This window comes from Synechococcus sp. BDU 130192, from assembly GCF_963876085.1.
Taxonomy (GTDB): Bacteria; Cyanobacteriota; Cyanobacteriia; order Cyanobacteriales; family MRBY01; genus MRBY01.
In genome coordinates, this window is the sequence record NZ_CAWNNO010000002.1 from 73,218 (window position 1) to 97,962 (window position 24,745).

Consider the following 24,745-nt stretch of genomic DNA (forward strand, 5'->3'; position numbering starts at 1 on the left):
GTATGGGTGCGTCCCGGAGTGATTGGCGATCGCCAGTGGTCTTAGGTCTAGTTGTCAGCTGTGCCGTGAGCCTTAGTGGTTGTGGTGGGCCACCGCCCCAAGCCCAAACTCCCCAGGGAGTACCAGTAAAATTTGAAACCTTAGATTCAGATCTGCTCGCCACCACCACTGAATACGTGGGGGTTTTAGAAGCGGATAATCTCGTGACCCTCAAACCAGAAGTAGACGGCATTATTCAAGCCATTCAAATCCAAGAGGGGGATACTGTCACGGCAGGAACGCCCATTTTGACCCTCAAGTCAGAACGCAGTCAGGCTTCTTTGCAACAGGCGATCGCCGGAGTAGAAGCGGCCCGGGCCGCCCAAGCCAATGCCGAAGCCCAACTCAGTGCTGTCAATGCGGAAAAACTAGAGACCCAAGCCGACTTAAAACTCCGGGAACAGGATCTCCAACGGATTAAAAGCCTAGTGGATACCGGGGCTTTACCCCAGCGAGATCTCGACCAGAGCCAACGGGATCTAGAGGTGGCCAAGGCGCGGCTAAATACCATCAATCAACGGATCAAGGCTGCCCAAGCAAGTGTAAATCAAGCCAAAGCCACCCTCCGCCAATCAAGCAATACGGTGGCGATCGCCAATGAAGATCTCCGGGAAACCCAAGTAACAGCCCCCGTTGCGGGCACCATCGGTGACTTAACCGTGCAACAAGGAGACTACCTCGAACAGGGAGCCACCATTGCCACCATTGCCCAAAATACACGCCTGAGTCTTAACTTTTTTGTGCCCATCGAGCAGGCTCCCGATCTGCGTCTCTCCCTCCCCGTCGAGCTGATCGACTATCGCACCCTCGAAACCGTGGGTCGGGGTCAAGTAAGTTTTATTTCCCCGGAAGTAGACTTTACCTCCCAAACCATCTTGGCGAAGGCCAGCTTCGATAACCCTGACAATCGCCTTTTCACGGGGCAACTGGTCAAGGCCAAACTTATTCTGAGTCAGCAAACCGGGGTTTCGGTGCCTGTCACGGCTGTATCCCGCATTGGCGCAGAAACTTTTGTCTTTGTCACTGCCCCCAATCCCGACGCCCAAGGGGAAAACGATCCCCCCCTGATTGCCGTCCAAAAATCCGTCACGTTAGGCGCCATTGAAGGCGATCGCTATCAAGTGTTAGAAGGATTAACTACCGGGGAACAGGTGATTACCACGGGCATTCTCAATTTGACTGACGGCACCCCTGTCTTCCCCCAAACCGAAGAAGTCTTCCAGTAAAGCGTGGGGATTTAGTTAATGCCGATCACATATTTGCGCCATTCGTGGTTGAGATCATCCCGGGTGTATTTCAAAAGCTCGAAATAAAGACTGCTGTGGGGTTTGCGCGGCTGGATCAGTAACTCCATTTCTGCTTCTTTGGGGGTGCGATTGCCCTTACGAACATTGCAACGCATACAGGCGGTGACGAGGTTTTCCCAACTGTCTACGCCACCGCGCGATCGCGGAATAATGTGGTCGAGGGTCAGTTGTTCGCCACGCTTACGGCAATATTGGCAGGTGTGGCGATCGCGTTCCAGAATATTTTTGCGAGTGAGGGGAATCTCGCGGTAGGGCACCTTAATGTAGTGGCGCAGGCGAATGACGGTGGGGAGAGGAAAATTCTGGTAAATGACGCGGCCATTGTGTTCTAGGCTTTCGGCCTTGTCTTTGAGCAACAGCACCACTGCCCGACGCCAACTGGTAATGTTGAGCGGCTCATAAGAGGCATTTAGCACCAATACCTTGGCCATATTCTCCCCGTAATCTTTGTAAAGAAAGACGCTAGACTCAATATTTCCGCCTATGCTAGCACAGCTCTCAAAGACAGGGGGCGTTGTCGCCACTGGGGCCATTACGCCACAATTTGTGTATATCCTTGATGATTTAAACTTTTTTCAATGAAAATTGCGATTACTGGTGCAACAGGTCTTGTGGGGCAACGTTTGGTTGAGCGTTTGTACCCTGCCCATGAGCTTTTAGTCTTGACCCGCAGTGAGGCCAAAGCCCAAGGCATCTTTCCGGCTTCTGTCTATCCAAAGCTCAAGATTGTGGCCTATACCCCCACGGAGTCAGGCCCCTGGCAGGACTGTATCTCTGGCTGTGATGCGGTGGTGAATCTGGCTGGGGCTCCCATTGCGGAACAACGGTGGACACCAAGCTATAAGCAGGAAATTTGCCATAGTCGCCAGGGGGGGACAGAAAAAATCGTCGAGGCGATCGCCAAAGCCAATCAAAAACCCCAAGTACTCATTAATCCCTCTGCCGTCGGCTATTACGGCACCAGTGAAACCGCCATCTACACTGAAACAAGCCCTCCCGGTAACGACTTCCTCGCAGACGTTTGTCAAGCATGGGAAACTGCGGCCCTAGAAGCCCAAAACCACGGCACTCGTACCGTCATTCTCCGGTTTGGGATTGTCCTCGCCAAAGAAGGAGGAGCCCTCGCCAAGATGATTCTCGCTTTTAATACCTTTGTCGGCGGCCCCCTCGGCACAGGTAAACAATGGGTTTCTTGGATTCACCGCGATGATCTCGTTAGCTTGATTGAAATGGCCCTTACCCAAGCCGATTGGCAAGGCACCTACAACGGCACTGCCCCCAATCCAGTCACCATGGAAACCCTCGCCCAGACCCTAGGATCTGTAATGAAACGTCCTGCTTGGCTCCCAGTACCGGGCTTTGTTTTAGAATTACTCCTCAGCGATGGTGCGAAAGTCGTATTAGAAGGGCAAAAAGTGCTACCCAAACGAACCGAAGAGGCTGGCTTCCAGTTTAAATTTCCGGATCTCAAAGCTGCCCTGGTTGATTTACTGGCTAGTTAATTCCCCGACAGCCGAATGGTTTAGCCAGACTTGTGAGAGTCAGCAGCCTATTATTTTGATAAAGATTTATCGTATTTTTTTACAAACCATGTCTGAAATTATTACCTCCGCCGTGAGCGATCGCATTTGTAACCACATGAACAAAGACCATGGCGACGCGGTTCTCCTGTACGCGAAACATTTTGGCCAGTGTCATCGCGCAGAAGCCGCAAAAATGTTGTCCCTGGATGAAACGGGGATGGCCCTTGAAGTGACCGACACCACCGGCACAGAAGCGGTACGCATCCCTTTTCCAAAAACTTTAGCCAATGCTAAGGAGGCCCACACTGTGTTAGTGGAAATGATGCAAGCAGCCCAAGGCAATCCCACCTAAACAAACTCCCAGCAACTTACACCATAATTTGTCTAAAGCCGTCTATCCTAGGCGTTCTGTGGGGATGGGCGGCTTTTTGGCGGCCTGGCATATCTCAAAATTTTATAAAAATTTAAGAATCATGTCCTTTATAGTATGCATTCCGTTTAATTGGCTACTCTAAAGTCAGCTCAACGCGCCATATCCTAAAGAAAACGAGTGCTTGTGCCTAAGGATCCCCTGACTTATGAAAGCGACCCCTAGATTTTTTCCTTCACTGTGTATCACCGTTACGATGAGCTTTTTGGCACCGATGGTGGTTTGCGGTTTACTTTTGACCCTCTGTGCGGCGGTGGGGATTTTCCCTGGGGTAACTGTTGAATTGTTAACGGATGCCTTTGGGAATGTGCTAAAAGTTTTTGGCAATGGACGCATTTGGGAAGGGGTCTTAGTCATTGCGATCGCCTGTGGTTTTGTCGGCGGTATGTTTGAAACCTTTAACTTTTACTATTACCAAAATATGAATTAAGGAACTAAAGTCCTGGGGGCGACCGTCTGAGAACATAACGGAAAATTGCGATTGGTTACTATAGAAAAGAACAAGCCTTCGGTTTGTTAGCCAATCTACCTTCCCTATTCAAAACAGCCACAGGAACACAAGCATCATGTTGCATCGTCGAAAAAACCGCTGGATGTATGGCCTATTAGCCTGCATTGTCGCGATCAGCGTCAACCTTGCGACACCCACCGTTAGCCAGGCGGGTTTTTTTGAAAATCTTTTGCGGGGCGTTCTAATTTGGGGGGTGCAGAGTTATCAAATCTCCAATCTCTCAGATGCCCAGGAACAGGACTTTGGTCAACAAATTCACAATGAACTGACTCGTTCCGGCCAGGTTAAACTCTATCAAAATCAGCGGGTTGTGAGCTACATCAACGAAATTGGCCAACGTTTAGCGCGCCAAAGCACACGCCCAAATTTAAATTACAAATTCTTTGTCGTCGAGGATGACAGCGTGAATGCCTTTGCCACCATGGGGGGCTACAACTACATCAACACAGGGCTAATTAAAACCGCCGCCAATGAGGCAGAACTTGCTAGTGTAATTGGCCATGAAATTGGTCACATTGCGGCGAAACATTCCCTAGAACAGATGAGAATGCAGGCCCGGAACCAGGGGATTTTGGCGGCGACGGGCTTGGATAGTAGTCAGATTGTCCAGTTGGGGGTGGCGATCGCCGTTGATTATCCCAACAGTCGCAGTGACGAAACGGAAGCGGATGATCTTGGGTTTAATATGTTGACCCGGGTCGGCTATGCCCCAGAGGCGATGGCTTCATTTATGAAAAAGTTGATGGCAGCCAACAGTGGTGGTGGTCGTCCCCCGGAATTTTTGAGTACCCACCCAGCCACCAATGATCGAATTGTGCGACTCCAAAATAAAGCCGCCCGTTATTCGGGGAATCCCCAAGGTTCGCTCTATGCGGAGGGGTTAAATCAGCAACGTTATCGGAGTCGTCTGTCGCCCCTGCTCTAAATGGTTGGTTTTTAACTCAGTTTTTAGGCGATCGCCAAGGAAAGCGATCGCCTTTTTTGGGTGTATCTGTGAGCAAAAAAAATCCCCCATGGTGCTGGGGGAAAGGAATTGTATTCGATATATGCGGGCGAGTTAGTTAACGGCCGCCACCCTGTTTTTGTTTGAGGATATCGAACATGGCATCCTGAATTTGTTCCTGGAGAGTCGGATTATTGGGCAGCTGATTACTAATGCGATTAAAGGTGCTGCGGGGCATAATGTCGTCGATGAGGTTGGGCAAGACATTGTTGCAGTAGTTACGCACTTTCCCAATGGCGGCACGGTTATTGAGACGGTTAATACTCTGGGGCTGATCACAGCGAATTTCCCAGTCCGGTTTGCGGCCAATGAGATTTTCGACCTCCAACAAGAGATTATCCATGCTGTTGTTGCCGTAGATCGCCAGATAGGCTTCGGCATAGCGATTAATGTCTGCGGTGCTCGGTTGTTGGGCGATCGCCTGATTTTGCCAGCCAAGAATTTCCGGTTTGAGGGTTAATTGGGGCGCTAGCCCCAAGCCCAGGGCGCTGAGGGTAAGGCAACTGCCCAGCAAATAATCTTGGAAGCGACGGGGTAAAAGCATAATGACCGATGGGGAATAAAAATCAGCGATGGCAAATTTTAAACGTATTTAATATTAAAGAATAGGTTTTAGGGAGGGAAGTTCCAGGGGGCAACTTTTTTCTGCCATGGTTGCAAGGGTTTAGCGGAAATGCTGACAGAGTTCAAGAATTTTAGTCGGGAGAATTTCCTCGGCGATCGCCCCTTGTTTCAGTCCGGCTTCGAGTTCGAGCAAAATCGGCAGGGTTTTGAGGAGTTGCTGGCCCCGCAACCGGGAAATTTCCTTTTTCAAAAAATATAATCGTTTGGGATTCTTGAGATCCGCCAGTTTGGCGATCGCCTGATCGTCCCGTTCCCCAGCCTCGATCATTACCTTAATAATTGTCCACATCCGGAATTGACCGATCAACGTCGCTACAATCCGCAGGGCAGGCTCATTTTGCGCCAACAGTTCCCCCACCAATTGAATCGCTAAACCACCATTGCCTTCCCGGATCGCCTCACAGAGTTGCAAACTATTTTGGTTCGTTGCTGCCACCAGTTGCTGAATTTCTACTTTTGTTAACGGTTGTGTCCGGCTCCCCTGATAAATTTTGAGCTTTTCTAACTCATTCCAGAGCCGTCGCGTATCATTGCCCACTGCCTCACCGAGCAATTCCGTTGCTGGTCGATCTAAATTCACCCCCAATTCCTGCGCCGTACTTCTGGCCCGATCCGCAAGGGCTTCCGTCTGCCACGGGGGAATCGGCGAAAACTCCCGTACTTTCGCGTGTTCCTGGATAAATTTTGTCGATTTTAGCCGCTTATCTGGTTTTTTACGGCTCGTGATTAACAGATGTGAACTTTCGGGAATCACGGGTAATGTCCGGTGCAATTCCTGCAAAAGACTATCCGAGCAAGATTGGCACAACGTCGCTTCATTCAGCCAAACTAACCGTCCTCCCATGCCAAAGGGCGGCGTCATCACCTCATTCAGCGCATCAATAATACTTTCCTCTTTACTGCCGTCGTAGGTCTGAAAATTAAACGACAGCCATGCCGGATCTAAAACCGATTGCTTAATCTGATCCACCGCTTGGGCGATCGCAAAATCATCCTCTCCCCAGAAAAAATACACCGCCATCGCAATCCGCTAAAATCACAAACAAATCAAGGTAAAGTAAATAGAGCATCCCTCGCAACGTAACCATTATGCCCAGAACACAGCGCAACGATAATTTTATCGACAAAAGCTTTACGGTGATGGCCGATATCATCCTCAAAATTCTGCCCACCAATAACCGTTCCAAAGAAGCCTTTGCCTATTATCGCGATGGGATGTCGGCCCAAGCCGATGGGGAATATTCCGAAGCCCTCGAAAACTACGAAGAAGCCCTGAGGCTTGAAGATGACCCCAATGATCGTAGCTATATCCTCTACAATATGGGCCTGATCTATGCCAGCAACGGCGATCACAACAGAGCCCTAGAACTCTACCACGAAGCCATTGATCTCAATCCCCGGATGCCCCAGGCCCTAAATAATATTGCGGTGGTCTATCACTACCAAGGCGAAAAAGCAAAGCAATCTGGCAATGAAGACGAATCAGAAGCGCTCTTTGATAAAGCTGCAGAATATTGGAAGCAGGCGATCCGCATCGCGCCGAACAACTACATCGAAGCGCAAAACTGGCTGAAAACCACCGGCCGCTCGGAAATGGACGTCTTTTTCTAACTGAGTTAGTGATCAAAACTTTAAAGTAAGCATTCACATTGAGAATTTAAACATGATTGATCTTGAACAGGTCCGCAAGGTTGCCCATTTAGCACGTTTGGAATTAACGCCGGAAGAGGAACAGCGCTTACCCTCCCAACTCAGCGCGATTTTAGACTATGTCGAACAACTCAGCGAACTGGATACGGACAATGTAGAGCCGACCACTAGGGCGATTGATGTGAGTAATATTACCCGCGCCGATCAACAAAAAACTTACGGCGATCGCCAACTTTTACTCGATAATGCCCCAGACCGCGAAGATGATTATTTCCGAGTCCCCAAGATCCTCGGCGAAAGTGAATAAGTAAAATTATTCAGTTTAATTTGCTGTTATAAATCCTCGTAAGGGGATTTTTTTGTGTCTCTCTAGTACAAATCTCAAGGTTTTCGAGGACTTCCAAAAAATTTGTACAATACAATACGGTTTCTTTAAAAAATATTAAGGTTTTATCCATGGGCCAGACCACAGAAGCGCAAACCCTAAAGTACGGTGAGCGGGAAATTGAAAATGGCGAACTCATTACTTTCCCGAACCCCCGTCCCGGACGTCGCTATACCATTAACATCACCCTGCCAGAATACACTTGTAAATGTCCTTTTTCTGGCTATCCGGATTTTGCAACGATTTACATTACCTATGTACCGGATCAGAAAGTGGTGGAGTTAAAAGCGATCAAGCTTTACATCAACAGTTACCGCGATCGCTATATTTCCCACGAAGAAGCAGTTAATCAAATTCTCGATGACCTGGTCGCGGCCTGTGATCCCCTCGAAATGACGATCAAAGGAGACTACCAGCCCCGTGGTAATGTGCATACTGTCATTGAAGTTACCCACACCAAAGAACAAGCATGATGATCTTCGCTTGGCAGTTCCAATCCCCTGGCCCCATTTTGTTTGAGGTGGGTAATTTTGCAATCCGTTGGTATGGTCTTTTAATCGCGATCGCCGTGTTGATCGGGGTGAATTTCTCTCAATTTTTGGCAAAGCGACGGGGGATTAAACCGGAGTTACTAGCCGATTACGTCATTTGGGGAATTATTGGGGCGATTCCCTGTGCGCGGCTGTATTATGTCCTGTTCCAGTGGCGCAGCTACGCCGATCGTCCCCAGGATATTATTGCGATCTGGCAAGGGGGCATTGCGATCCACGGGGCGATCCTTGGTGGTGTAATTGCGGCGTTAATTTTTTGTCGCTTGAATCGCCTTTCTTTTTGGCAACTGGGGGATTTGATTGCGCCTGCTTTGATTTTGGGGCAAGCCATTGGTCGCTGGGGAAATTTTTTCAATTCAGAAGCCTTTGGGGCACCGACAGATTTACCCTGGAAGCTTTATATTCCCCTCCAAAATCGCCCTTTAAACCTTGTGGAATATGAATATTTTCACCCGACTTTCCTCTATGAATCTGTCTGGAATCTTGGGGTTTTTGCATTACTCCTCTATTTATTTTTCTGGGGTTTGCGCCATGGCGATCGCCTCAAAACAGGCACAATTTTCCTGACCTACTGGATCGCCTACAGTGCTGGCCGCGTCTGGATCGAAGGCTTGCGCACTGACAGTTTGATGCTTGGTGGGATTCGCGTCGCTCAATTGGTCAGTTTGACAGGGATGGCCCTCGGTATTTTGGGATTAGTCTGGTTATATGTCCTGAAACGACGCTTACCCGATGTGCGATCGCCGCGGGAATTGCGAGAGGCAGAAGCTATCCCAGAAAATTCCGAGACTTAAACCGTTACCCTTGCTCCTCTAGTGACAACATTATCCATGGGCCAAACCATCCTCGTTACGGGCGCCGTCCGCTCTGGCAAAAGTGAATGGGCTGAACACCTTGCACTCCAGTCCCAACGCCCCGTCACTTATATTGCGACGGCCACTGAAAATCCTGACGATCCCGAATGGATGGCCCGGATCCAACACCACCGCGATCGCCGCCCGAAAAATTGGGGATTTATGGGTGAGTCAGTCCATCTAACCGAAGCGATGCGACATATCCCCGAAGACCACTGCATCCTTGTAGATTCCCTCGGTCTGTGGGTGGCCAATCATTTAGAAACAGAGCCTGCTCCTTGGCACCAGCTCACCACAGCATTTTTGGAGGCGATTAAAAGTTCCCCACGGATGCTAATTCTCGTCGCCGAAGAAACGGGTTGGGGCCTCGTCCCCACTTACCCATTAGGACGCTTATTTCGCGATCGCCTGGGCCGTTTGATCCGCGAAGTGGGCCTCGTTTCTGATCAAGTCTATTTATTGGTGGGTGGCCATGCCTTGGATATCAAAACACTAGGACATCCCTTGCCTCCGGTAAAAATGCCCCTCAGCTGAAGTCAATTGTATCTTTTTGTAACAAAAACTCTGCTAGATATTAAGAAAAGTGTTTACACTCAGGTTATGAAATCCTTCAGAAGGCTATATGCCTATGGAGTATGTGTTATTTTAAGAAACGTTAACCATCTGAAATAGCCTATATTTCATAAGGTTGACCCGCTTACATGATTCTCGGAAACTCCCCTGACCATAGGATTTATACCTATTGGCTTTTGCTCATTTGACAGGGAGAATCCATAACAAGGAAACTAGCGTAAGCCATTTAATATCCAACCCTTGTTCATTCATATAGACAAGAGGAATTAAAAACTATGACTATTGCAGTCGGACGCGCGCCCCAGGAACGAGGCTGGTTTGATGTCCTCGATGACTGGTTGAAGCGAGATCGATTTGTCTTCGTCGGTTGGTCCGGTATCCTCCTGTTCCCCTGCGCCTTCATGGCTCTCGGTGGCTGGTTGACTGGTACCACCTTCGTTACTTCTTGGTACACCCACGGATTAGCATCTTCTTATCTCGAAGGGTGTAACTTCCTGACTGTTGCTGTATCCAGCCCTGCTGACAGCCTCGGTCACTCCCTCCTTTTCCTCTGGGGCCCCGAAGCCAACTGGAACTTTGCCCGTTGGTGCCAACTCGGTGGACTCTGGAGCTTTGTTGCCCTCCACGGTGCTTTTGGTCTGATCGGCTTCATGCTGCGTCAGTTTGAAATTGCCCGTCTGGTGGGTATCCGCCCCTACAATGCGATCGCCTTCTCTGGCCCCATCGCGGTATTCGTCAGTGTATTTCTGATGTACCCCTTGGGTCAGTCTAGCTGGTTCTTTGCCCCCAGCTTTGGTGTCGCTGGTATCTTCCGTTTCATTCTGTTCTTACAAGGTTTCCACAACTGGACGCTCAACCCCTTCCACATGATGGGTGTTGCAGGGATTCTCGGTGGTGCGCTGCTCTGTGCGATCCACGGGGCAACGGTAGAGAACACCCTGTTTGAAGACAGTGACCAAGCAAATACCTTCCGAGCGTTTGAGCCGACCCAGGCAGAAGAAACCTACTCGATGGTGACCGCAAACCGTTTCTGGTCTCAGATTTTCGGGATTGCGTTTTCCAACAAGCGTTGGTTGCACTTCTTCATGTTATTTGTGCCTGTAACTGGCTTGTGGATGAGTTCTGTGGGGATTGTGGGTTTAGCATTGAACCTGCGTGCCTATGACTTTGTATCCCAGGAAATCCGCGCGGCGGAAGACCCCGAATTTGAAACGTTCTACACGAAGAATATTCTGTTGAACGAAGGTATGCGTGCATGGATGGCACCGCAAGACCAAATTCACGAACAATTTGTATTCCCTGAGGAGGTATTACCCCGTGGTAACGCTCTCTAATGCGCCCATTTCCGGTGGTCGTGATATCGAATCGACCGGCTTTGCGTGGTGGGCTGGTAATGCCCGCCTGATCAATCTCTCCGGTAAGCTCTTGGGTGCCCACGTTGCCCATGCTGGCCTTATCGTATTCTGGACTGGTGCAATGACTTTGTTTGAAGTCGCTCACTTTGTCGCAGAGAAGCCCATGCACGAGCAGGGTTTCATCCTGATGCCTCACCTCGCAACCCTTGGTTGGGGTGTCGGCCCTGGTGGTGAAGTTATTGATACTTTCCCCTACTTTGTCGTTGGTGTATTACACCTGATCTCTTCTGCGGTTCTCGGTCTGGGTGGTATCTACCATGCTGTCCGTGGCCCTGAAACCCTCGAAGAATATTCCAGCTTCTTTGGTTATGACTGGAAAGACAAGAACCAAATGACCAACATCATTGGTTATCACCTCATCCTCCTGGGTTGTGGTGCGTTGCTACTTGTCTTTAAAGCGATGTTCTTTGGTGGTGTATACGACACCTGGGCCCCTGGTGGTGGCGACGTGCGTATCATCAGTAATCCAACTTTGAACCCGGCAGTAATCTTTGGTTATCTGTTCAAAGCACCCTTCGGTGGCGAAGGCTGGATGATCGGTGTCAACAACATGGAAGATATTATCGGTGGCCACATCTATGTGGGTCTGATTTGTATCTTTGGTGGTATCTGGCACATTCTCACCAAACCTTTCGGTTGGGCCCGTCGTGCGCTCGTTTGGTCTGGTGAAGCTTATCTTTCCTACAGTCTCGGTGCGCTGTCTTTGATGGCCTTCATCGCGACTTGCTTTGTGTGGTTCAACAATACTGCTTACCCCAGTGAATTTTATGGCCCGACTAACGCTGAAGCGTCCCAGTCCCAGGCTTTGATCTTCTTGGCTCGTGACCAATCTATGGGTGCGAACGTTGGTTCTGCCCAAGGTCCCACTGGTCTTGGTAAGTACTTGATGCGTTCTCCTACCGGTGAAATTATCCTCGGTGGTGAAACCATGCGCTTCTGGGATTTCCGTGGTCCTTGGTTGGAGCCCCTCCGTGGCCCCAATGGTCTTGACCTCGACAAAATCCGCAATGACATTCAGCCTTGGCAGCTTCGTCGTGCGGCTGAATACATGACCCACGCCCCTAATGCTTCCATTAACTCTGTTGGTGGGATTATTACGGAGCCTAACTCCTTCAACTTTGTGAACCTTCGTCAGTGGTTGGCTGGTTCTCACTTTGTTCTTTCCTTCTTCTTCCTCGTTGGTCACCTGTGGCATGCTGGTCGTGCACGGGCGGCTGAGGCTGGTTTCGAGAAAGGGATTGACCGTGAGACTGAGCCCGTACTGAACATGAACGAACTCGACTAAGAATCTGTTGAGGCGTCAGTTTAGTTACTGAGTTTCATGAATAAAAACTCCTGCCCTAGGGTAGGAGTTTTTTGCTTGGGGCATACCAGCTTTAGAAGAATCAATACGAGCGGAACATGGCTTGGGTGCCTTGTTCGAGGGCATCAGCTAACTGGGCGGTGTCTTTAAATTTTTGGGTTGCTAAAGTTACACCGGGTAATTCCAAGTCTGAGAGACTTTCATTGACTAGGCGGAGGTCTTTGATGATGTGTTTGACCATAAAGCCCGGTCGAAAATCCCTGGCGGTAATTTTGTGACCGAGGTTGGCGATCGCCCAGGAACCAGCCGCCCCAGTCTGACAAACTTCGATCATTAAATCTGGGTCAAGGCCTTGGGATTGAGCCAACTGAATCGCTTCACAGAGGGCCACCATGTGGATTGCACAGAGGACTTGGTTGCACATTTTTACAGCCTGGCCACTACCTATCTCCCCGCAGTAGTAAATATTTTTTCCCATGGCTTCGAGGTAGGGCTTGGCTTCATCAAAATTCGGGCGATCGCCTCCGACCATAATTGTCAAGGTGCCATTTTCCGCGCCAACATCGCCGCCACTGATGGGGGCATCGAGGAACCGGAGATTTTTTGTTTTGAGGGTTTTGGCAATTTCCTGGGCCGCCGGTTTTCCAATGGTGCTGAAATCAATGATTAGGGCATTGGGTTTTGCGTCGTGGATTACCCCTTCTTCTCCTAAGAGAACCGATTTCACGTCGGGGACATCGCTCACACAACTAAAAATGTAATCTGCATCCTGTACCGCAGTGGCGATCGCCGGCGCAACAGACAAACCAGCGGCAGCGACCCTAGCTAAGTGGGGACTGGCAGCGGCACGGTTCCACACAGTGACTTGGTAACCTTTTTTCTGGAGGTTGAGGCTCATCGGTGCCCCCATGACCCCCATACCGAGAAATGCAATTTTTTTCGTCATCGTTTAAGTATCAATGATGATCAAGATCGCCTCTAGGTTACTCCGGGAACAACTGAATTTCCGGAGACTCTAGATCATCTGTGCCCTGTTTTAAGGGATCTGTCTCTGGGAAAATATCTGCTTCTGGTACTGCGGGACTGGACTCAATCCCTTCCTCAGACGAACCTTCAGCCGTTTCCGGGGGCGAAGCCGCTTCTGGTTCTAGTGTTGATTCGGGCGCGGTTGATTGTGGGGTTTCAATCTCTGGAGTATCTGGGGGGACTGCTTCAATTTCGGGCGCGGGAGCAGGTTGTTCAACCTCTGGCACTGACTCAGATTGACTGGGGCTTGTTTCCTCAACGGTCGCAGCGGGTTCTTCTTCCTCATTTGGTATTGCTTCAGGGAGATCAGGAGAAGGGCTGGATTCTGCTTCTGGTACTACCTCTTCTTCCAAGGTTGGCAAGGTTTCTTCTGGAGCAGGGGCCATTTCTGTTTCTGCTGGTGGCGTCGCTTCATCAACTTCCGGAACAACGGTTGGTGCTGGCTCTAATGTTTCTTCTGGGGCAGTCGTTTCGACTTCAGGGGGGAGAGGTTTGGTGGTGACGAGGCGTTTCGCGGTTCTGAGGGAGAGTTTGTTTTGGACGAGCTTGGCAAGGGTGTCGTTGAGCTTCGGATCGTAGTTGATGACGCGGACAGGGCTATTGTAGGTATTTTCTAGCAGTTCCCCTTGGTCATCGATAAATTCTAGCTTGAGCCAGTTTTCGCCTTTCTTGAAGCCTTCGAGGTAAATGGGATGCCAGTCATCGAGAATAAAGCTCTCACCATTGATGGTGATCCGGATACGCCAGTCATTCACATCATCACTATTGTCGGCCTGGGCAATGAAGTGCAGCGGGGCATTGGTCAGATAAAAATCCAACATGATCGGCTCAGCACCGTAGGTTCCCTGGGGGCGACTATAGGTGAGGAGGGGCTGTTGGAAATCGGGAATATTATTATTACTTTTGGTGAAAATATTAAAAGTAGTTTCGGCGTAGGCTCCTTCGTTTTTAAAGCTTTCGTGCCAAGGACGGGAGGCGAAGGCGCGGATCAGGTGGCTGCCGGGACTGAGGTTTTCGAGGGTGACGGGTTTGCTGGTGTCGTAGATGGCAATGTAGGGCTGGTCATCGACAAAGAGGTGAATGTGCGGCCCCATGCCTAGTTCTTCGTCCTTGAAAATGGGTAGGTCATTGACCTGGAGTTGGACGTCGATGGTGGTGCTGTTAAAGGTTTCGTCGGGACGGGGACTAAGAATTTTAACCTGGGGTTGGTACTGGTCTAATTCTTGGCGCAGTTCGGTAATTAGGCTGGGCGTCGCCACTTCTGTGAGGGCTTGGGTGGTGACGGGCGTCGATTCGCGATTGAGATCACTGGCGAGGCGGGCATCGAGGCGATCGCCACAACTCCAGAGGCCGAATGCCAAAATAACGAGGAGAATAATCCGCTTAAACATTTCCCACAGTCCTTGATAAGCCACGCTTTTTATCTTCTCACTGACCTGACAAACCGCCAACATCCAATCAGAAGAATGGCTTTACCAGCGAATTTTGTAGAGATGGAACAGTTCGCCCGATTGTTCTTTGACGATTTTTGCGCCGGATTTTTTGATCAGGGCTTGCCAGTCGCTTAGGTCTTCGAGGAATACTTCCGCGCCCAGGTAGGTTTCCAGGATTGACCAGTCTTCGGCCATGTCTTGGCTTGGGTCAATCACATCAAAGACAAAAAAGCCCCCTGGTTTGAGGACACGCCGGACTTGTTCTAACACGGTTTCCCAATATTCCAAGGGATAGTAACAGCTAAATCCGGTGGCGATCGCCAAATCGAAAAAACTGTCCTGATAGCTTTCGAGGTGATGGGCGGGTTTGTTCGAGATACCTTTAAACAGTTTGGAATTGAGCTGGGGGGCGCGGGATTGGAGGATTTCTGTGGCAACTTTACTGATGTCTTGGCCATAAAAATAGGCATTCCAGTCGCGCCAAGGATAGATCAAAAAGCTGATTCCGCAACCGAGATCGAGGCAAGCTTGGTTTTTTTTCGGTTGGGCCAGTTCCCAAAATTTCGAGGTAACGCGGTTCTGGAGCTTGCCGGATTGCCAGTCAAGGAAAATGGGCAGGGCTTGTACTTCGTCGGGGAGATCGGGTTTTTGGTTTTGATATTCTGCGTCGAAACGTTTGGCGATCGCCTCCGTGAGGGTAAACCAATTTAATTCGCGGTTGTCGGTGGGTAACTGGGAAAACATGGGCCGCCCCGAAGTTTAGAAAATTCAAACCATTCCATTGTACAAGTCGCAATCTACAGGGAATCCGTCATCGCAAGTTGGGGGATAAAGTCAGTTTCAACAAGGCAGAGATTAAGGCTGAGTTGTAGTTGCTGGCAGAGGGTATTGATCATGTTTTGGATGTCATCGGCCACAAACGTAAGACCGGGGATTAGAGGCTCGCCAAAAACTTTTTCATATAGTTTTGGATCGGGATTTAGACGAATCGAACCGTGCTGCAAAATTGCCCCTTGGCGACGTAATTGTGCTGATCCAATCAGTTTATAACCAGATTCCGTTACCAAATCTGCCTTGGTATGGGTGCGAAAACAGCTATCAAAATACCCATAATTCCGTTGCTGGTGGCCATAGCTTAAAGGAATTCCCAATTCCCCAAACCCAGCAATGAGAAATTGGCAGAGGGTTTCGTAGTTTGTTTGGCGATCGCCTTTTAACCCAGACGTAATAATCGCGTAGGTGAGATCTCCCTGATGAAGCACCGCCCGACCGCCACTGGGCCGCCGCACTAGATCAATTTTTTTGCCTTTGTAGGTCAAATTTTCCCAAAAATCGGGATATTTGCGCTGATGGTAGCCGAGAGAAATCGCCACAGGCTGCCAGGTGTAAAACCGCAGCACTGAGGGGATTTTGCCCTGGAGATGCTGATCCAAAAGCCAGGCATCGATCGCCATTTGGGTTTCCCCAGACGCTTCGATGGGCGGAATATAGTGCCAGACTCCAGTCATTACAAGAGATTTTTCGGGAGATAGCCGAGGATTTTCTTAATGTCCTGGGTGCGGTGCTTATCCACAATCAAAGTCACATCCCCCTGGCGCACCACCACCACGTCCGCAACTCCTAGGGTTACTACCGTTTCGTCGGGATTATCACTGTAGACAATCGCCCGTTCTGTCTCGAAGGCATGGTGATTCCCCACACAAACATTCGTCACCGCATCGGGGGGCAACAATCTTTCGAGCGATCGCCAATCCCCCAGATCATCCCAACCGAATTCTGCGGGCAACACATAGGCATGGGCCGTTTTTTCCATCAGGGCGTAGTCGATACTAATTTTCGGCAAGCTATTGTAGGCGTCGATGCCTTCATTTTGGAGCGGTTCAAGGATTTCGGGGGCGTAACTAGCAAGTTCCTGGAGTACCGTGCGGATCGAAAAGAGAAAAATCCCGCTATTCCAGCTAAATTTGCCCGTTTCCAAAAAAGATTTCGCCACAGCCGTACCGGGTTTTTCATAGAACTGATTCACCTTAAAAATGCCCGTTTCAACCGCTTCCCCCTGCTCGATATAACCATAACCCGTGGCGGGATAGTCCGGTTTGATGCCGATGGTGGCGATCGCCAATTTATCTTTGACAAAATTCGCCGCTTGGTCGAGGGTTGCCCGGAATTTATCTGGGTCGCCAATCCAATGATCCGCCGGGAAAAAAGCAACGACCGTATCTTCTGGGTAGTATTGCGCCAACTCTAAACAAGTCCAGGCGATCGCCGCGGCCGTATCCCGTCGTTCTGGTTCTACCAAAATATTACGCTGGGGCAGTTGGGGCAGTTGTTCCCGCACCAGATCCGCAATTTGCGCCGCCGTAATCACCCAGAGATCTGTCCAATTGTCCTGGGAAACTAAACGATTTGCCGTCGCTTGGAGCAAACTCACCCCAGACCCATCGAGGCTGAGGAACTGTTTCGGGCGGTCTTGACGACTGAGGGGCCAAAAACGTTCGCCCTTGCCACCAGCCAAAATTACGGGGATGAAAGTCATAGGTTGGGAGTGCTTAATTACGGTAGGCCCTCGCCGAAGCGCGAATCCAGGTTACAGCAGCAATGGTAAAGGGGATCAAGAAAAATAAAAAGCCAAACCAGAGGGAATTTGCCCGCACAAAGGGCTGGCTGATCATTAGGGCAATGATGAGGCCACAGTACACTAGCCCCGCCACGGGCAAGCCCAAAACCAGCAAAATAAACTTTGTATCCCGATCCATCCTGCCAAATTCCCTTGGTAAATACCGTTGCCGTTGATTCTAGCTGTGGATCCGGGGTTCCGGGTGGAGGGTCGAGAGAATTTCACTTTCGGCGATCGCCAATTCCTCAAGCCGCTGATTGACTAAATCTTGATCATAATAAGTTGTTGCCAATACCCAATAAGCCCCATAATGCCGCGCTTCCGAGGCCATCAATCCCCGATAAAATTTTGCCAAATCCGGCTCCGGGCAATGTTCTCCCAACAGGCCTAAACGTTCGTGGGAGCGGGCTTCGATTAACGCTGAAATTAACAACGAATCCAACAGCCGTTCCGGTTCCTGGGGCCGGATCAATTTGCGCAACTGGCCGCCATAGGGGGGCGCATTCAATGGCGCGAGGGGAATATTTTTCCGTTCTAGCCACTGGTTCACCAGCTCGAAATGCTCTAATTCTTCCTTGGCGATCGCCGTTAATGCTTTCACCAGTTCCACCGCCGACGGATACCGGAACATCATATTGAGGGCGACCCCTGCCGCTTTCCGTTCACAGTGGGAGTGATCCAGCAAAATCGTATCCAAATTAGCGAGGGCGAGTTCGATCCATTCCGGGCGGGTCGGCTCCTGGAGAAACTTGATCCGGGGTAAAGTCGCAGCAGTCATAGATTTGGGGAGATGGCGGACAACTCAACAGTATATAGTTTCCCCAAGCCCGATGCAGAATAGCTGCTATCGAGAGCAAGTTTCCTGCGAGAACGGCCACAACTCTTTATAATTTTTGGAGCAAAATTTACCGTAGCAAAGGCGATCGCCCATGAATTTTAATGTCAGAAAAAACAAATTGACCTGGTACATCACCGCCCAGATTGGGGTTTTGATGTTTCCCTTTGGCCTCTGTCTCCTGGGGGAATCGATTACCCGTCGCATTAATGGGGAACCCTGGTTTTGGTGGGGGACGGTGAGCCTAATTGTCGTCAATGCTGGCCTAGGGCTGATGATCGAAAGTGGCCTGATTGGTGGCTTTCCCCGCAATAACAGCGACGACAAAGCAGAATCTTAGACTTTTTTACCATGACTTTTATTCCCCCAAAGAAGCATACTGCGGCAATTAACGGTTTACCCTTGAGCTATTACGAATGGCATCCGGGTGGTGAACCCGTTGTACTCCTCCATGGTCTCGCGGATCATGGTTTGGTGTGGGCCAGCTTGGGGGAAAGTCTAGGGGAAAAATACCATGTGGTTGCCCTGGATCTGCGGGGTCATGGGGACAGTGGCAAACCGGAAACGGGTTATACTTTCGCCGACTACAGCGCCGATCTTGATGGGATTTGTGACTATTTCGGCTGGTCGCAGGTGAATCTCCTCGGCCACAGTTGGGGGGCAAAAATTGCTACTGTTTGGGCAACCCAAAATCCTGAGAAAGTGAAAAGCTTGATTCTCGCTGATCCGTTTTTTATGGGACAACTGCCCCTCTGGTGGCGCTACACCTTCCCCATTGGCTACCGGGTGCTACCTTTTTTAAAACTGTTGGGCCAATTCGAGAGCTATCACCAGGCCGAGGCGATCGCCAAAAAACTGAAGCAATATCGCGGCTGGAACGAGTGGCAACAGGCGATTTGTCGGGAAAGCTTTCTGGAAAATCCCGACGGCACCTGGACAAGCAAATTCGTGAAACGCGCCTGCGATGAAATTTTCCTCGATATTCTCCGGGTCAATGGCCTCACACAACCCCTAGGGATGCCGAGCCTCTTTGTGCAGCCAGAGGGAGGGTTAAATCGCCTCGAATTTCAGCTCAAGCCCTACCGTCAATATTTAACGAATCTCCAATGGCAAAAAGTCCCCGGCAACCACTGGGCCCACATGGTTGAACCGGAAGCCTTTAATCAGGCGATCGCCAATTTTCTCTCTAGAAGTTTATAGATATCTCACACCAGACCATCGTGATCTTTTCGGCGATGAAAATATGATGTGTCATTAATTTTGGGAGTAAATATCTAATTTAAAAAGCGATCGCTCCCTAATCGTAGCAGGGGTTCACCAGCGTCAACCCCGACTAACAGGAGCAACTAACTTTCCTTGTATGCCTCCATCCCCTCACAGGAACACACCAAATTTCTGTCCCCATAGGCATTATCAATCCGGCCCACCGTCGCCCAGAACTTATGCTGTTTCAGCCAAGGGGCAGGATAGGCCGCCACCTCACGGGAATAGGGATGATTCCATTCACCACAAATAACCGATTCCGCCGTATGGGGCGCATTTTTCACCGGATTATCTTCCTTAGAAATGTTGCCCGCTTCAATCAGGCGAATTTCCTCCCGAATCGCAATCATCGCCTCACAGAAACGGTCTAACTCCTCTAAAGATTCACTTTCAGTGGGTTCGATCATCATCGTCCCCGCCACGGGCCAAGAGATTGTCGGCGCATGGAAACCATAATCCATCAAACGTTTTGCCACATCTTCCACCGTAATGTCTGCCGATTTCCGCAGATCCCGCAGGTCGATAATGCATTCATGGGCAACGCAACCATTGGTTCCTTTAAACAACACCGGATAATGGTCATCCAAGCGTTTGGCGATGTAGTTGGCACTGAGGATTGCTGCTTTTGTCGCCTTCGTTAAACCGGCTGTTCCCATCATGGCGATGTACATCCAAGAGATCGGCAGAATACTCGCACTCCCAGACGGAGCTGCCGAAATTAAGCCAATATTGTCGGTATTCCCGTCTAAATTGGTCTTGGGCAGATAGGGGACGAGGTGGGCGGCGACACCAATCGGGCCAACCCCAGGCCCCCCGCCACCGTGGGGAATACAGAAGGTTTTATGTAAATTCAGGTGACAAACATCCGCACCGAAATCCCCCGGCCGACAAATGCCCACCATCGCATTCATGTTTGCGCCATCGAGGTACACCTGTCCGCCGTTGTCATGGATCACTTGGCAGATGTCTTTGATTCCCACCTCAAAAACCCCGTGGGTCGAGGGATAGGTGACCATTAACGCGGCGAGATTCTCTTTGTATTTTTCGGCTTTAGCTTTGAGATCCTCTAGTTCAATATCCCCTTGGCTACTGCAACATTTAATCGGGATCACCTTAAAACCACACATCACTGCACTGGCCGGGTTTGTGCCGTGGGCGGATTCGGGAATCAGACAAATATTCCGCTGGCGATCGCCGTTTTTGATGTGGTACTGACGGATCACCTGTAACCCTGCATATTCCCCTTGGGAGCCAGCATTGGGTTGGAGGGAAACCCCCGCAAATCCAGTGATTTCAGCCAGCCAATGCGCCAACTGGTCGCACATTTGCTGGTAGCCCTTGGTTTGGCTGCGGGGCGCAAAGGGATGCATTTTGCCAAAACTTGCCCAGGTGACCGGCATCATTTCCGCCGTCGCGTTGAGTTTCATCGTGCAGGAACCCAACGGAATCATCGAGGTGGTCAGCGATAAATCTTTGCTCTGGAGGTGGTGAATGTAGCGTAGCAACTCCGTTTCGGAACGATAGCGATTGAATACGGGATCCGTTAAAAAGTCACTGGTACGGCGGAGCGTTTCAGGGAAGTTCGGCGTAAAATTCTGGGCAAGCTGGGTGTAGGTAAAGGGAATTTCGGCATCGCTAAAAATTGCCCAAATGGTTTCAATCTCGCTGGCGACCGTGGTTTCATCGCAACTGATGCCGATATTACCGTCCGCAAAGTAGCGAAAATTATAGCCCTGTGCCTCGGCGCGTTCACGAATATTTGAGGCTTGCTCTGCCGTGGTTTGAACTTTAAGCGTGTCAAAAACGGGTTCGCGATTCACCGCAAAACTGAGTTTATCCAAGCCTGTCGCCAAGATTTGCGTGTGTTGCTGCACTTGGGTGGCGATCGCCTTTAGCCCTTCAGCCCCGTGGTAGACCCCATACATCGAAGCCATCACCGCCAGCAGCACCTGGGCCGTACAAATATTACTGGTCGCCTTGTCTCGCCGGATGTGCTGTTCACGGGTTTGCAATGCCAGCCGTAACGCCGGTTGACCCTGACTATCTTTAGAAACGCCGACGATGCGCCCCGGAATTTGCCGTTGATATTTTTCTTTCGTCGCAAAATAGGCCGCGTGGGGGCCACCATAACCGAGGGGAACCCCAAACCGTTGACTCGTTCCCACCGCAATATCTGCGCCCATTTCCCCCGGTGGCGTAAGTAAACATAAACTCAATAAATCCGCTGCCACCGTGGCGATCGCCTTTTGGTCGTGAGCTTTTTGAATAAACGCCCGATAATCAAAAATTGCGCCGTCCGTCGCCGGATATTGCAGCAACACCCCAAACACAGCATCAGTCATCTCAAAGGTGCGATGATCACCAACGATCACCTGAATGTCTAAGGGAATCGCCCGTGTCCGCACCACTTCAATCGTTTGCGGATGGCACAATTCCGACACAAAAAACGTATTCGCCTGCTTCTTTTTACAGAGTCCATAGCTCATCGCCATCGCCTCCGCCGCCGCTGTCCCCTCATCCAACAACGACGCATTGGCAATCTCCAGCCCCGTCAACTCGATCACCATCGTCTGGAAATTTAACAACGCCTCTAGACGACCTTGGGCAATCTCCGCCTGGTAGGGCGTATAAGCCGTGTACCAACCCGGATTTTCTAAAATGTTGCGCTGAATCACGGGCGGGGTCACACAGTCGTAATAGCCCATGCCGATGAAATTTTTGTAAACCTGATTTTGGTTGGCGATCGCCGCCAGGGTGTGTAAAGCCTCTTGTTCCCCCTTCGCGGCGGGTAAATTCATTGCTGATTTTTGGCGAATCTTGGCGGGAACCGCTTGATTAATCAAGGTCTCCAACGCGTCATACCCTAAAAATGCCAGCATTTTTGCCATTGCCCCATCACTAAGACCAATGTGACGGCGAGCAAAAGAATGATCCTCAGAAGCATGAGAAAGCGGCGGCAACTGTTGCAAATTAACCATGAAATCACCAGAAAAAAGCAGGCTTAAGCACTTATCATAATAGGGAAAAATTACCCCCCACGGGCTGCTGATGTGGTTCTCCAACCTAAGATTTCCCATCACAACATCCCCCAACCCCAGCGTAAGGTCGCCCACCCCATGTCCCTAATGTCTCTCCGGGCGGGACTGTGGGCCCTAGGCCATACCCTTTTCCCTCAACGCTCATCCGATGGAGGTTCTACACTTTGTGGCGACCATTTTAGTCATTGAAGATGAACTCAGTGTTTTAAATATTTTGCGGGACATTCTAACCGCCGAAGGGTTTGCTGTAATCACAGCGACCGATGGGCAAATCGGCTTAGAAACGGCCTATGCGCAGCTCCCCGATCTCATTATTTGCGACGTAAATTTACCGCGATTAGACGGGTACGGTGTCCTCAAAGCGCTCCATAGCAACCCAACCACCACCACTATTCCGTTTATTTTTCTGTCAGCTCGCGCTTCCCGTTCCGCCCAACGCCAAGGGATGGATCTAGGGGCAGATGATTACATTCCCAAGCCCTTTACCCGTCAGGAACTGCTCAATGCGATCCGGGGACGCCTCAGTCGCCGTCAGGGTCTCGCTCAACATTCAGCGCAACAGTTAGAGCAACTGCGGCGCAATTTAACCATGGCCCTCCCCCATGAGCTGCGCACTCCCCTCCAAGGCATCATGACCTCAGCGGAGTTGCTGGGGGAATGTTGGGAAACCCTAGACCGCCAAGAAATCCGAGAAATTAGTGAGAGCATTCGTATTTCAGCCAGTCGCCTCCATAATTTAATCCAAAAGTTCTTGCTATACACCAAGCTCGATTTAGCCACCCACGATCCCGATGATTTTCACCTCTGGTATAGCCCTGTCACTGAGAAAAGTGACACGCTCATCACTACTTTGGCCCGACAAATTGCCAAACAATACCAGCGCCCAGAGGACTTGAAGCTAGAGTTATGTGCGGCGAAGGTTGCAATCTCAGAGAAGTGGCTTATTACCCTGGTGCAGGAAATTGTCGATAATGCGTTTAAATTTTCGGAGCACACTTCCCAAACCCAGAAACGCATTCTGCTGAAAAGTCGGATCAATGGCAATGTATGGCAGTTAGCGATCAAAGACCATGGTCGTGGCATGAGCCCAGAGCAGATTCGGGCCTTAGGTGCCTATATGCAGTTTGACCGTCAACAGTATGAGCAGCAGGGATCTGGTCTCGGATTGGCGATCGCCGAACGGATCGCAAAAATTTATAATGGGACGGTGACGATTAAGAGTACTGTAGGGACAGGAACCACGGTGATTGTCACATTTCCGACTGCGACTTCGGAACAAATTCCGACAGAAAACCGCCTCAGTTAGTGCCCGCTGTTATTTTTTCTCCATGAGTCAATTACACAATGCCTTTACCCTGTTTGTCAGCCTGTTGGTGGAGGCGATGCCCTTTCTGCTACTGGGGGTAATCCTTTCGAGTGTGCTGTTGGTGTGTGTAGATGAACGCCAACTGATCCAGCGTTTACCGAAAAATCCAGTTTTAGGGGCTTTTATGGGCAGTTGCATCGGGTTTTTGTTTCCGGTGTGTGAATGCGGCAATGTGCCCGTGGCCCGTCGCTTTATGCTCCAGGGAATTCCCACTTCTGTGGCGGTAGGTTTTTTGTTGTCGGCCCCCACCCTAAATCCGGTGGTAATTTGGTCGACTTGGATCGCCTTTCGGGGCCAACCGGAAATCGTGCTCTATCGGGTGCTGGGTTCCTTGGCGATCGCCACCATCGTCGGGACAGTGTTTAGCGTCGAATCAGATCCCAAAAAGCTGCTCCAACCGAAACTGGCCCAACGCTTAAAATTCGTCCAGCAGGTCAACGAAAACCAAGCTCAGGCAGCGAACACCAGTCCTCTGCTCCAATCGGGGACATTTTTCCTCGGCGCCCAGCAGACAGTCCCCCTCGAAACAGTGGCGACCCAAATGCCAGCACCAGCGACGACCCAAGGCCGGAGCTTTAAAACCCTCTTTGGGGCCTTGGTTAACAATATTTCTGTGGAATTGCGAGAACTGGGGGCGGTATTGATTTTCGGCAGTGCGATCGCCGCGTTGATCCAAGTCTTTGTGCCCAGGGAAGTCGTCTTGAGTCTAGGCCAAGGGACGATTACCTCCATTGTGGCGATGATGCTGTTGGCGGCGATTGTTTCCATCTGCTCGACGGTGGATTCTTTCTTTGCCCTGTCCTTTGCTTCCACCTTCACGACGGGTTCCCTACTAGCCTTTTTGATTTTCGGGCCAATGATCGATATCAAAGCAGTCGGCCTGATGCTCTCAATTTTCAAACCCCGCTTTATCCTGTACTTTTTCCTCTTGGCGGGTCAGCTCACCTTTCTTTTTGCCCTCGGCTATAGCTATTTCCTTTAGGGGGCCAGGGAATTTTT

At 50.3% G+C, this 24,745-nt stretch carries 27 protein-coding genes; 16 read left to right on the forward strand and 11 right to left on the reverse strand.

Features of this window, described 5'->3' with window-relative positions:
• Positions 1 to 2: 2 nt before the first annotated feature.
• Complete coding sequence (locus tag AACT35_RS01050) at positions 3 to 1,265, forward strand: efflux RND transporter periplasmic adaptor subunit (protein WP_012307188.1); 1,263 nt, start codon at positions 3 to 5, stop codon at positions 1,263 to 1,265.
• A gap of 11 nt (positions 1,266 to 1,276) precedes the next feature.
• On the opposite strand, the gene AACT35_RS01055 is transcribed toward AACT35_RS01050, so the two are convergent.
• Positions 1,277 to 1,777 carry an HNH endonuclease gene (locus AACT35_RS01055; RefSeq protein ID WP_012307187.1) on the reverse strand — a complete coding sequence of 167 codons (501 nt, stop codon included), beginning with the start codon at positions 1,775 to 1,777 and terminating at the stop codon, positions 1,277 to 1,279.
• 147 nt (positions 1,778 to 1,924) lie between these two features.
• Here AACT35_RS01055 and thyD point away from each other — a divergent pair, with 147 nt between their 5' ends.
• From thyD to AACT35_RS01075, 4 genes are all read left to right on the forward strand, one after another.
• Positions 1,925 to 2,848, forward strand: coding sequence for a thylakoid membrane protein ThyD (thyD, locus tag AACT35_RS01060; RefSeq protein WP_099238554.1), 924 nt, complete (start codon positions 1,925 to 1,927; stop codon positions 2,846 to 2,848).
• Positions 2,849 to 2,936: 88 nt separating this feature from the next.
• The gene (locus AACT35_RS01065) at positions 2,937 to 3,221 is read left to right on the forward strand and encodes a DUF2470 domain-containing protein (protein ID WP_012307185.1); all 285 of its coding nucleotides are present in this window, start codon (positions 2,937 to 2,939) and stop codon (positions 3,219 to 3,221) included.
• A gap of 274 nt (positions 3,222 to 3,495) precedes the next feature.
• Complete coding sequence (locus tag AACT35_RS01070; protein ID WP_223209913.1) at positions 3,496 to 3,729, forward strand: hypothetical protein; 234 nt, start codon at positions 3,496 to 3,498, stop codon at positions 3,727 to 3,729.
• A gap of 136 nt (positions 3,730 to 3,865) precedes the next feature.
• Positions 3,866 to 4,735, forward strand: coding sequence for a M48 family metallopeptidase (locus tag AACT35_RS01075; RefSeq protein WP_030007031.1), 870 nt, complete (start codon positions 3,866 to 3,868; stop codon positions 4,733 to 4,735).
• 136 nt (positions 4,736 to 4,871) lie between these two features.
• On the opposite strand, the gene AACT35_RS01080 is transcribed toward AACT35_RS01075, so the two are convergent.
• Entirely contained in the window at positions 4,872 to 5,357 is a 486-nt protein-coding gene (locus tag AACT35_RS01080) for a DUF4168 domain-containing protein (RefSeq protein ID WP_065716489.1), read from the reverse strand.
• Between the two features lie 120 nt (positions 5,358 to 5,477).
• The gene (holA, locus tag AACT35_RS01085) at positions 5,478 to 6,458 is read right to left on the reverse strand and encodes a DNA polymerase III subunit delta (protein ID WP_099238556.1); all 981 of its coding nucleotides are present in this window, start codon (positions 6,456 to 6,458) and stop codon (positions 5,478 to 5,480) included.
• A gap of 68 nt (positions 6,459 to 6,526) precedes the next feature.
• Between holA and AACT35_RS01090 the strand changes: the two genes are divergently transcribed.
• From AACT35_RS01090 to psbC, 7 genes are all read left to right on the forward strand, one after another.
• Positions 6,527 to 7,048 carry a photosystem I assembly protein Ycf3 gene (locus AACT35_RS01090; RefSeq protein ID WP_099238558.1) on the forward strand — a complete coding sequence of 174 codons (522 nt, stop codon included), beginning with the start codon at positions 6,527 to 6,529 and terminating at the stop codon, positions 7,046 to 7,048.
• Between the two features lie 52 nt (positions 7,049 to 7,100).
• The gene (gene gatC / locus AACT35_RS01095) at positions 7,101 to 7,394 is read left to right on the forward strand and encodes an Asp-tRNA(Asn)/Glu-tRNA(Gln) amidotransferase subunit GatC (protein WP_099238560.1); all 294 of its coding nucleotides are present in this window, start codon (positions 7,101 to 7,103) and stop codon (positions 7,392 to 7,394) included.
• A gap of 149 nt (positions 7,395 to 7,543) precedes the next feature.
• Positions 7,544 to 7,945, forward strand: a complete 402-nt coding sequence (queF, locus tag AACT35_RS01100) for a preQ(1) synthase (protein WP_062434213.1) — start codon at positions 7,544 to 7,546, stop codon at positions 7,943 to 7,945.
• Entirely contained in the window at positions 7,942 to 8,817 is an 876-nt protein-coding gene (lgt, locus tag AACT35_RS01105; protein ID WP_216820525.1) for a prolipoprotein diacylglyceryl transferase, read from the forward strand. Before queF ends, lgt begins: the two co-directional genes overlap by 4 nt.
• 36 nt (positions 8,818 to 8,853) lie before the next feature.
• Positions 8,854 to 9,411, forward strand: coding sequence for a bifunctional adenosylcobinamide kinase/adenosylcobinamide-phosphate guanylyltransferase (cobU, locus tag AACT35_RS01110; protein ID WP_099238562.1), 558 nt, complete (start codon positions 8,854 to 8,856; stop codon positions 9,409 to 9,411).
• A 314-nt stretch (positions 9,412 to 9,725) separates the two neighbouring features.
• The gene (gene psbD / locus AACT35_RS01115) at positions 9,726 to 10,784 is read left to right on the forward strand and encodes a photosystem II D2 protein (photosystem q(a) protein) (protein ID WP_012307174.1); all 1,059 of its coding nucleotides are present in this window, start codon (positions 9,726 to 9,728) and stop codon (positions 10,782 to 10,784) included.
• On the forward strand, positions 10,768 to 12,150 hold the full coding sequence (psbC, locus tag AACT35_RS01120; protein ID WP_030008145.1) for a photosystem II reaction center protein CP43: 1,383 nt from the start codon (positions 10,768 to 10,770) through the stop codon (positions 12,148 to 12,150). Before psbD ends, psbC begins: the two co-directional genes overlap by 17 nt.
• 100 nt (positions 12,151 to 12,250) lie before the next feature.
• On the opposite strand, the gene AACT35_RS01125 is transcribed toward psbC, so the two are convergent.
• From AACT35_RS01125 to AACT35_RS01155, 7 genes are read right to left on the reverse strand one after another with little or no spacing between them, the layout of a single operon-like run.
• Positions 12,251 to 13,114 carry an NAD(P)-dependent oxidoreductase gene (locus AACT35_RS01125; RefSeq protein WP_099238564.1) on the reverse strand — a complete coding sequence of 288 codons (864 nt, stop codon included), beginning with the start codon at positions 13,112 to 13,114 and terminating at the stop codon, positions 12,251 to 12,253.
• Positions 13,115 to 13,151: 37 nt separating this feature from the next.
• Positions 13,152 to 14,609, reverse strand: a complete 1,458-nt coding sequence (locus AACT35_RS01130) for a hypothetical protein (RefSeq protein WP_254047975.1) — start codon at positions 14,607 to 14,609, stop codon at positions 13,152 to 13,154.
• Positions 14,610 to 14,666: 57 nt separating this feature from the next.
• Complete coding sequence (locus AACT35_RS01135) at positions 14,667 to 15,371, reverse strand: class I SAM-dependent methyltransferase (RefSeq protein WP_099238568.1); 705 nt, start codon at positions 15,369 to 15,371, stop codon at positions 14,667 to 14,669.
• A 53-nt stretch (positions 15,372 to 15,424) separates the two neighbouring features.
• Positions 15,425 to 16,135 (reverse strand): lipoate--protein ligase family protein, encoded by a 711-nt coding sequence (locus AACT35_RS01140; protein WP_254047976.1) that lies wholly within the window; start codon positions 16,133 to 16,135, stop codon positions 15,425 to 15,427.
• Positions 16,135 to 17,163, reverse strand: a complete 1,029-nt coding sequence (locus AACT35_RS01145) for a mannose-1-phosphate guanylyltransferase (protein WP_099238570.1) — start codon at positions 17,161 to 17,163, stop codon at positions 16,135 to 16,137. The genes AACT35_RS01140 and AACT35_RS01145 overlap by 1 nt, the downstream gene beginning before the upstream one ends.
• Positions 17,164 to 17,176: 13 nt before the next feature.
• The gene (locus tag AACT35_RS01150; RefSeq protein ID WP_099238572.1) at positions 17,177 to 17,383 is read right to left on the reverse strand and encodes a hypothetical protein; all 207 of its coding nucleotides are present in this window, start codon (positions 17,381 to 17,383) and stop codon (positions 17,177 to 17,179) included.
• 39 nt (positions 17,384 to 17,422) lie between these two features.
• Positions 17,423 to 18,022 carry a tRNA-(ms[2]io[6]A)-hydroxylase gene (locus AACT35_RS01155; protein ID WP_099238574.1) on the reverse strand — a complete coding sequence of 200 codons (600 nt, stop codon included), beginning with the start codon at positions 18,020 to 18,022 and terminating at the stop codon, positions 17,423 to 17,425.
• Positions 18,023 to 18,173: 151 nt separating this feature from the next.
• Here AACT35_RS01155 and AACT35_RS01160 point away from each other — a divergent pair, with 151 nt between their 5' ends.
• Positions 18,174 to 18,419 (forward strand): hypothetical protein, encoded by a 246-nt coding sequence (locus AACT35_RS01160; RefSeq protein ID WP_012307165.1) that lies wholly within the window; start codon positions 18,174 to 18,176, stop codon positions 18,417 to 18,419.
• A gap of 11 nt (positions 18,420 to 18,430) precedes the next feature.
• The gene (locus tag AACT35_RS01165) at positions 18,431 to 19,279 is read left to right on the forward strand and encodes an alpha/beta fold hydrolase (RefSeq protein WP_099238576.1); all 849 of its coding nucleotides are present in this window, start codon (positions 18,431 to 18,433) and stop codon (positions 19,277 to 19,279) included.
• A 146-nt stretch (positions 19,280 to 19,425) separates the two neighbouring features.
• Here the strand turns inward: AACT35_RS01165 and gcvP are convergent, their stop codons facing one another.
• Complete coding sequence (gcvP, locus tag AACT35_RS01170; RefSeq protein ID WP_099238612.1) at positions 19,426 to 22,320, reverse strand: aminomethyl-transferring glycine dehydrogenase; 2,895 nt, start codon at positions 22,318 to 22,320, stop codon at positions 19,426 to 19,428.
• Positions 22,321 to 22,546: 226 nt separating this feature from the next.
• On the opposite strand from gcvP, the gene AACT35_RS01175 reads away from it, so the two are divergent.
• Both AACT35_RS01175 and AACT35_RS01180 read left to right on the forward strand, forming a co-directional pair.
• Positions 22,547 to 23,686: a hybrid sensor histidine kinase/response regulator gene (locus AACT35_RS01175; protein WP_158227952.1), complete on the forward strand. Its 1,140-nt coding sequence runs from the start codon at positions 22,547 to 22,549 to the stop codon at positions 23,684 to 23,686.
• 22 nt (positions 23,687 to 23,708) lie between these two features.
• On the forward strand, positions 23,709 to 24,728 hold the full coding sequence (locus AACT35_RS01180) for a permease (protein ID WP_099238580.1): 1,020 nt from the start codon (positions 23,709 to 23,711) through the stop codon (positions 24,726 to 24,728).
• Positions 24,729 to 24,745: the final 17 nt, after the last annotated feature.

What these genes read in the sequence shown, in the direction of transcription:
- AACT35_RS01080 (WP_065716489.1), bottom strand. Translation starts at nt 5,357, where the DNA reads ATGCTTTTACCCCGTCGCTTCCAAGATTATTTGCTGGGCAGTTGCCTT.
- lgt (WP_216820525.1), top strand. Translation starts at nt 7,942, where the DNA reads ATGATGATCTTCGCTTGGCAGTTCCAATCCCCTGGCCCCATTTTGTTT.
- gatC (WP_099238560.1), top strand. Translation starts at nt 7,101, where the DNA reads ATGATTGATCTTGAACAGGTCCGCAAGGTTGCCCATTTAGCACGTTTG.
- AACT35_RS01165 (WP_099238576.1), top strand. Translation starts at nt 18,431, where the DNA reads ATGACTTTTATTCCCCCAAAGAAGCATACTGCGGCAATTAACGGTTTA.
- psbD (WP_012307174.1), top strand. Translation starts at nt 9,726, where the DNA reads ATGACTATTGCAGTCGGACGCGCGCCCCAGGAACGAGGCTGGTTTGAT.
- AACT35_RS01140 (WP_254047976.1), bottom strand. Translation starts at nt 16,135, where the DNA reads ATGACTGGAGTCTGGCACTATATTCCGCCCATCGAAGCGTCTGGGGAA.
- AACT35_RS01075 (WP_030007031.1), top strand. Translation starts at nt 3,866, where the DNA reads ATGTTGCATCGTCGAAAAAACCGCTGGATGTATGGCCTATTAGCCTGC.
- AACT35_RS01050 (WP_012307188.1), top strand. Translation starts at nt 3, where the DNA reads ATGGGTGCGTCCCGGAGTGATTGGCGATCGCCAGTGGTCTTAGGTCTA.
- AACT35_RS01055 (WP_012307187.1), bottom strand. Translation starts at nt 1,777, where the DNA reads ATGGCCAAGGTATTGGTGCTAAATGCCTCTTATGAGCCGCTCAACATT.
- thyD (WP_099238554.1), top strand. Translation starts at nt 1,925, where the DNA reads ATGAAAATTGCGATTACTGGTGCAACAGGTCTTGTGGGGCAACGTTTG.
- AACT35_RS01160 (WP_012307165.1), top strand. Translation starts at nt 18,174, where the DNA reads ATGAATTTTAATGTCAGAAAAAACAAATTGACCTGGTACATCACCGCC.
- AACT35_RS01135 (WP_099238568.1), bottom strand. Translation starts at nt 15,371, where the DNA reads ATGTTTTCCCAGTTACCCACCGACAACCGCGAATTAAATTGGTTTACC.
- AACT35_RS01070 (WP_223209913.1), top strand. Translation starts at nt 3,496, where the DNA reads ATGAGCTTTTTGGCACCGATGGTGGTTTGCGGTTTACTTTTGACCCTC.
- holA (WP_099238556.1), bottom strand. Translation starts at nt 6,458, where the DNA reads ATGGCGGTGTATTTTTTCTGGGGAGAGGATGATTTTGCGATCGCCCAA.
- AACT35_RS01155 (WP_099238574.1), bottom strand. Translation starts at nt 18,022, where the DNA reads ATGACTGCTGCGACTTTACCCCGGATCAAGTTTCTCCAGGAGCCGACC.
- AACT35_RS01090 (WP_099238558.1), top strand. Translation starts at nt 6,527, where the DNA reads ATGCCCAGAACACAGCGCAACGATAATTTTATCGACAAAAGCTTTACG.
- AACT35_RS01065 (WP_012307185.1), top strand. Translation starts at nt 2,937, where the DNA reads ATGTCTGAAATTATTACCTCCGCCGTGAGCGATCGCATTTGTAACCAC.
- queF (WP_062434213.1), top strand. Translation starts at nt 7,544, where the DNA reads ATGGGCCAGACCACAGAAGCGCAAACCCTAAAGTACGGTGAGCGGGAA.
- AACT35_RS01125 (WP_099238564.1), bottom strand. Translation starts at nt 13,114, where the DNA reads ATGACGAAAAAAATTGCATTTCTCGGTATGGGGGTCATGGGGGCACCG.
- cobU (WP_099238562.1), top strand. Translation starts at nt 8,854, where the DNA reads ATGGGCCAAACCATCCTCGTTACGGGCGCCGTCCGCTCTGGCAAAAGT.
- AACT35_RS01180 (WP_099238580.1), top strand. Translation starts at nt 23,709, where the DNA reads ATGAGTCAATTACACAATGCCTTTACCCTGTTTGTCAGCCTGTTGGTG.
- gcvP (WP_099238612.1), bottom strand. Translation starts at nt 22,320, where the DNA reads ATGGTTAATTTGCAACAGTTGCCGCCGCTTTCTCATGCTTCTGAGGAT.
- AACT35_RS01145 (WP_099238570.1), bottom strand. Translation starts at nt 17,163, where the DNA reads ATGACTTTCATCCCCGTAATTTTGGCTGGTGGCAAGGGCGAACGTTTT.
- AACT35_RS01150 (WP_099238572.1), bottom strand. Translation starts at nt 17,383, where the DNA reads ATGGATCGGGATACAAAGTTTATTTTGCTGGTTTTGGGCTTGCCCGTG.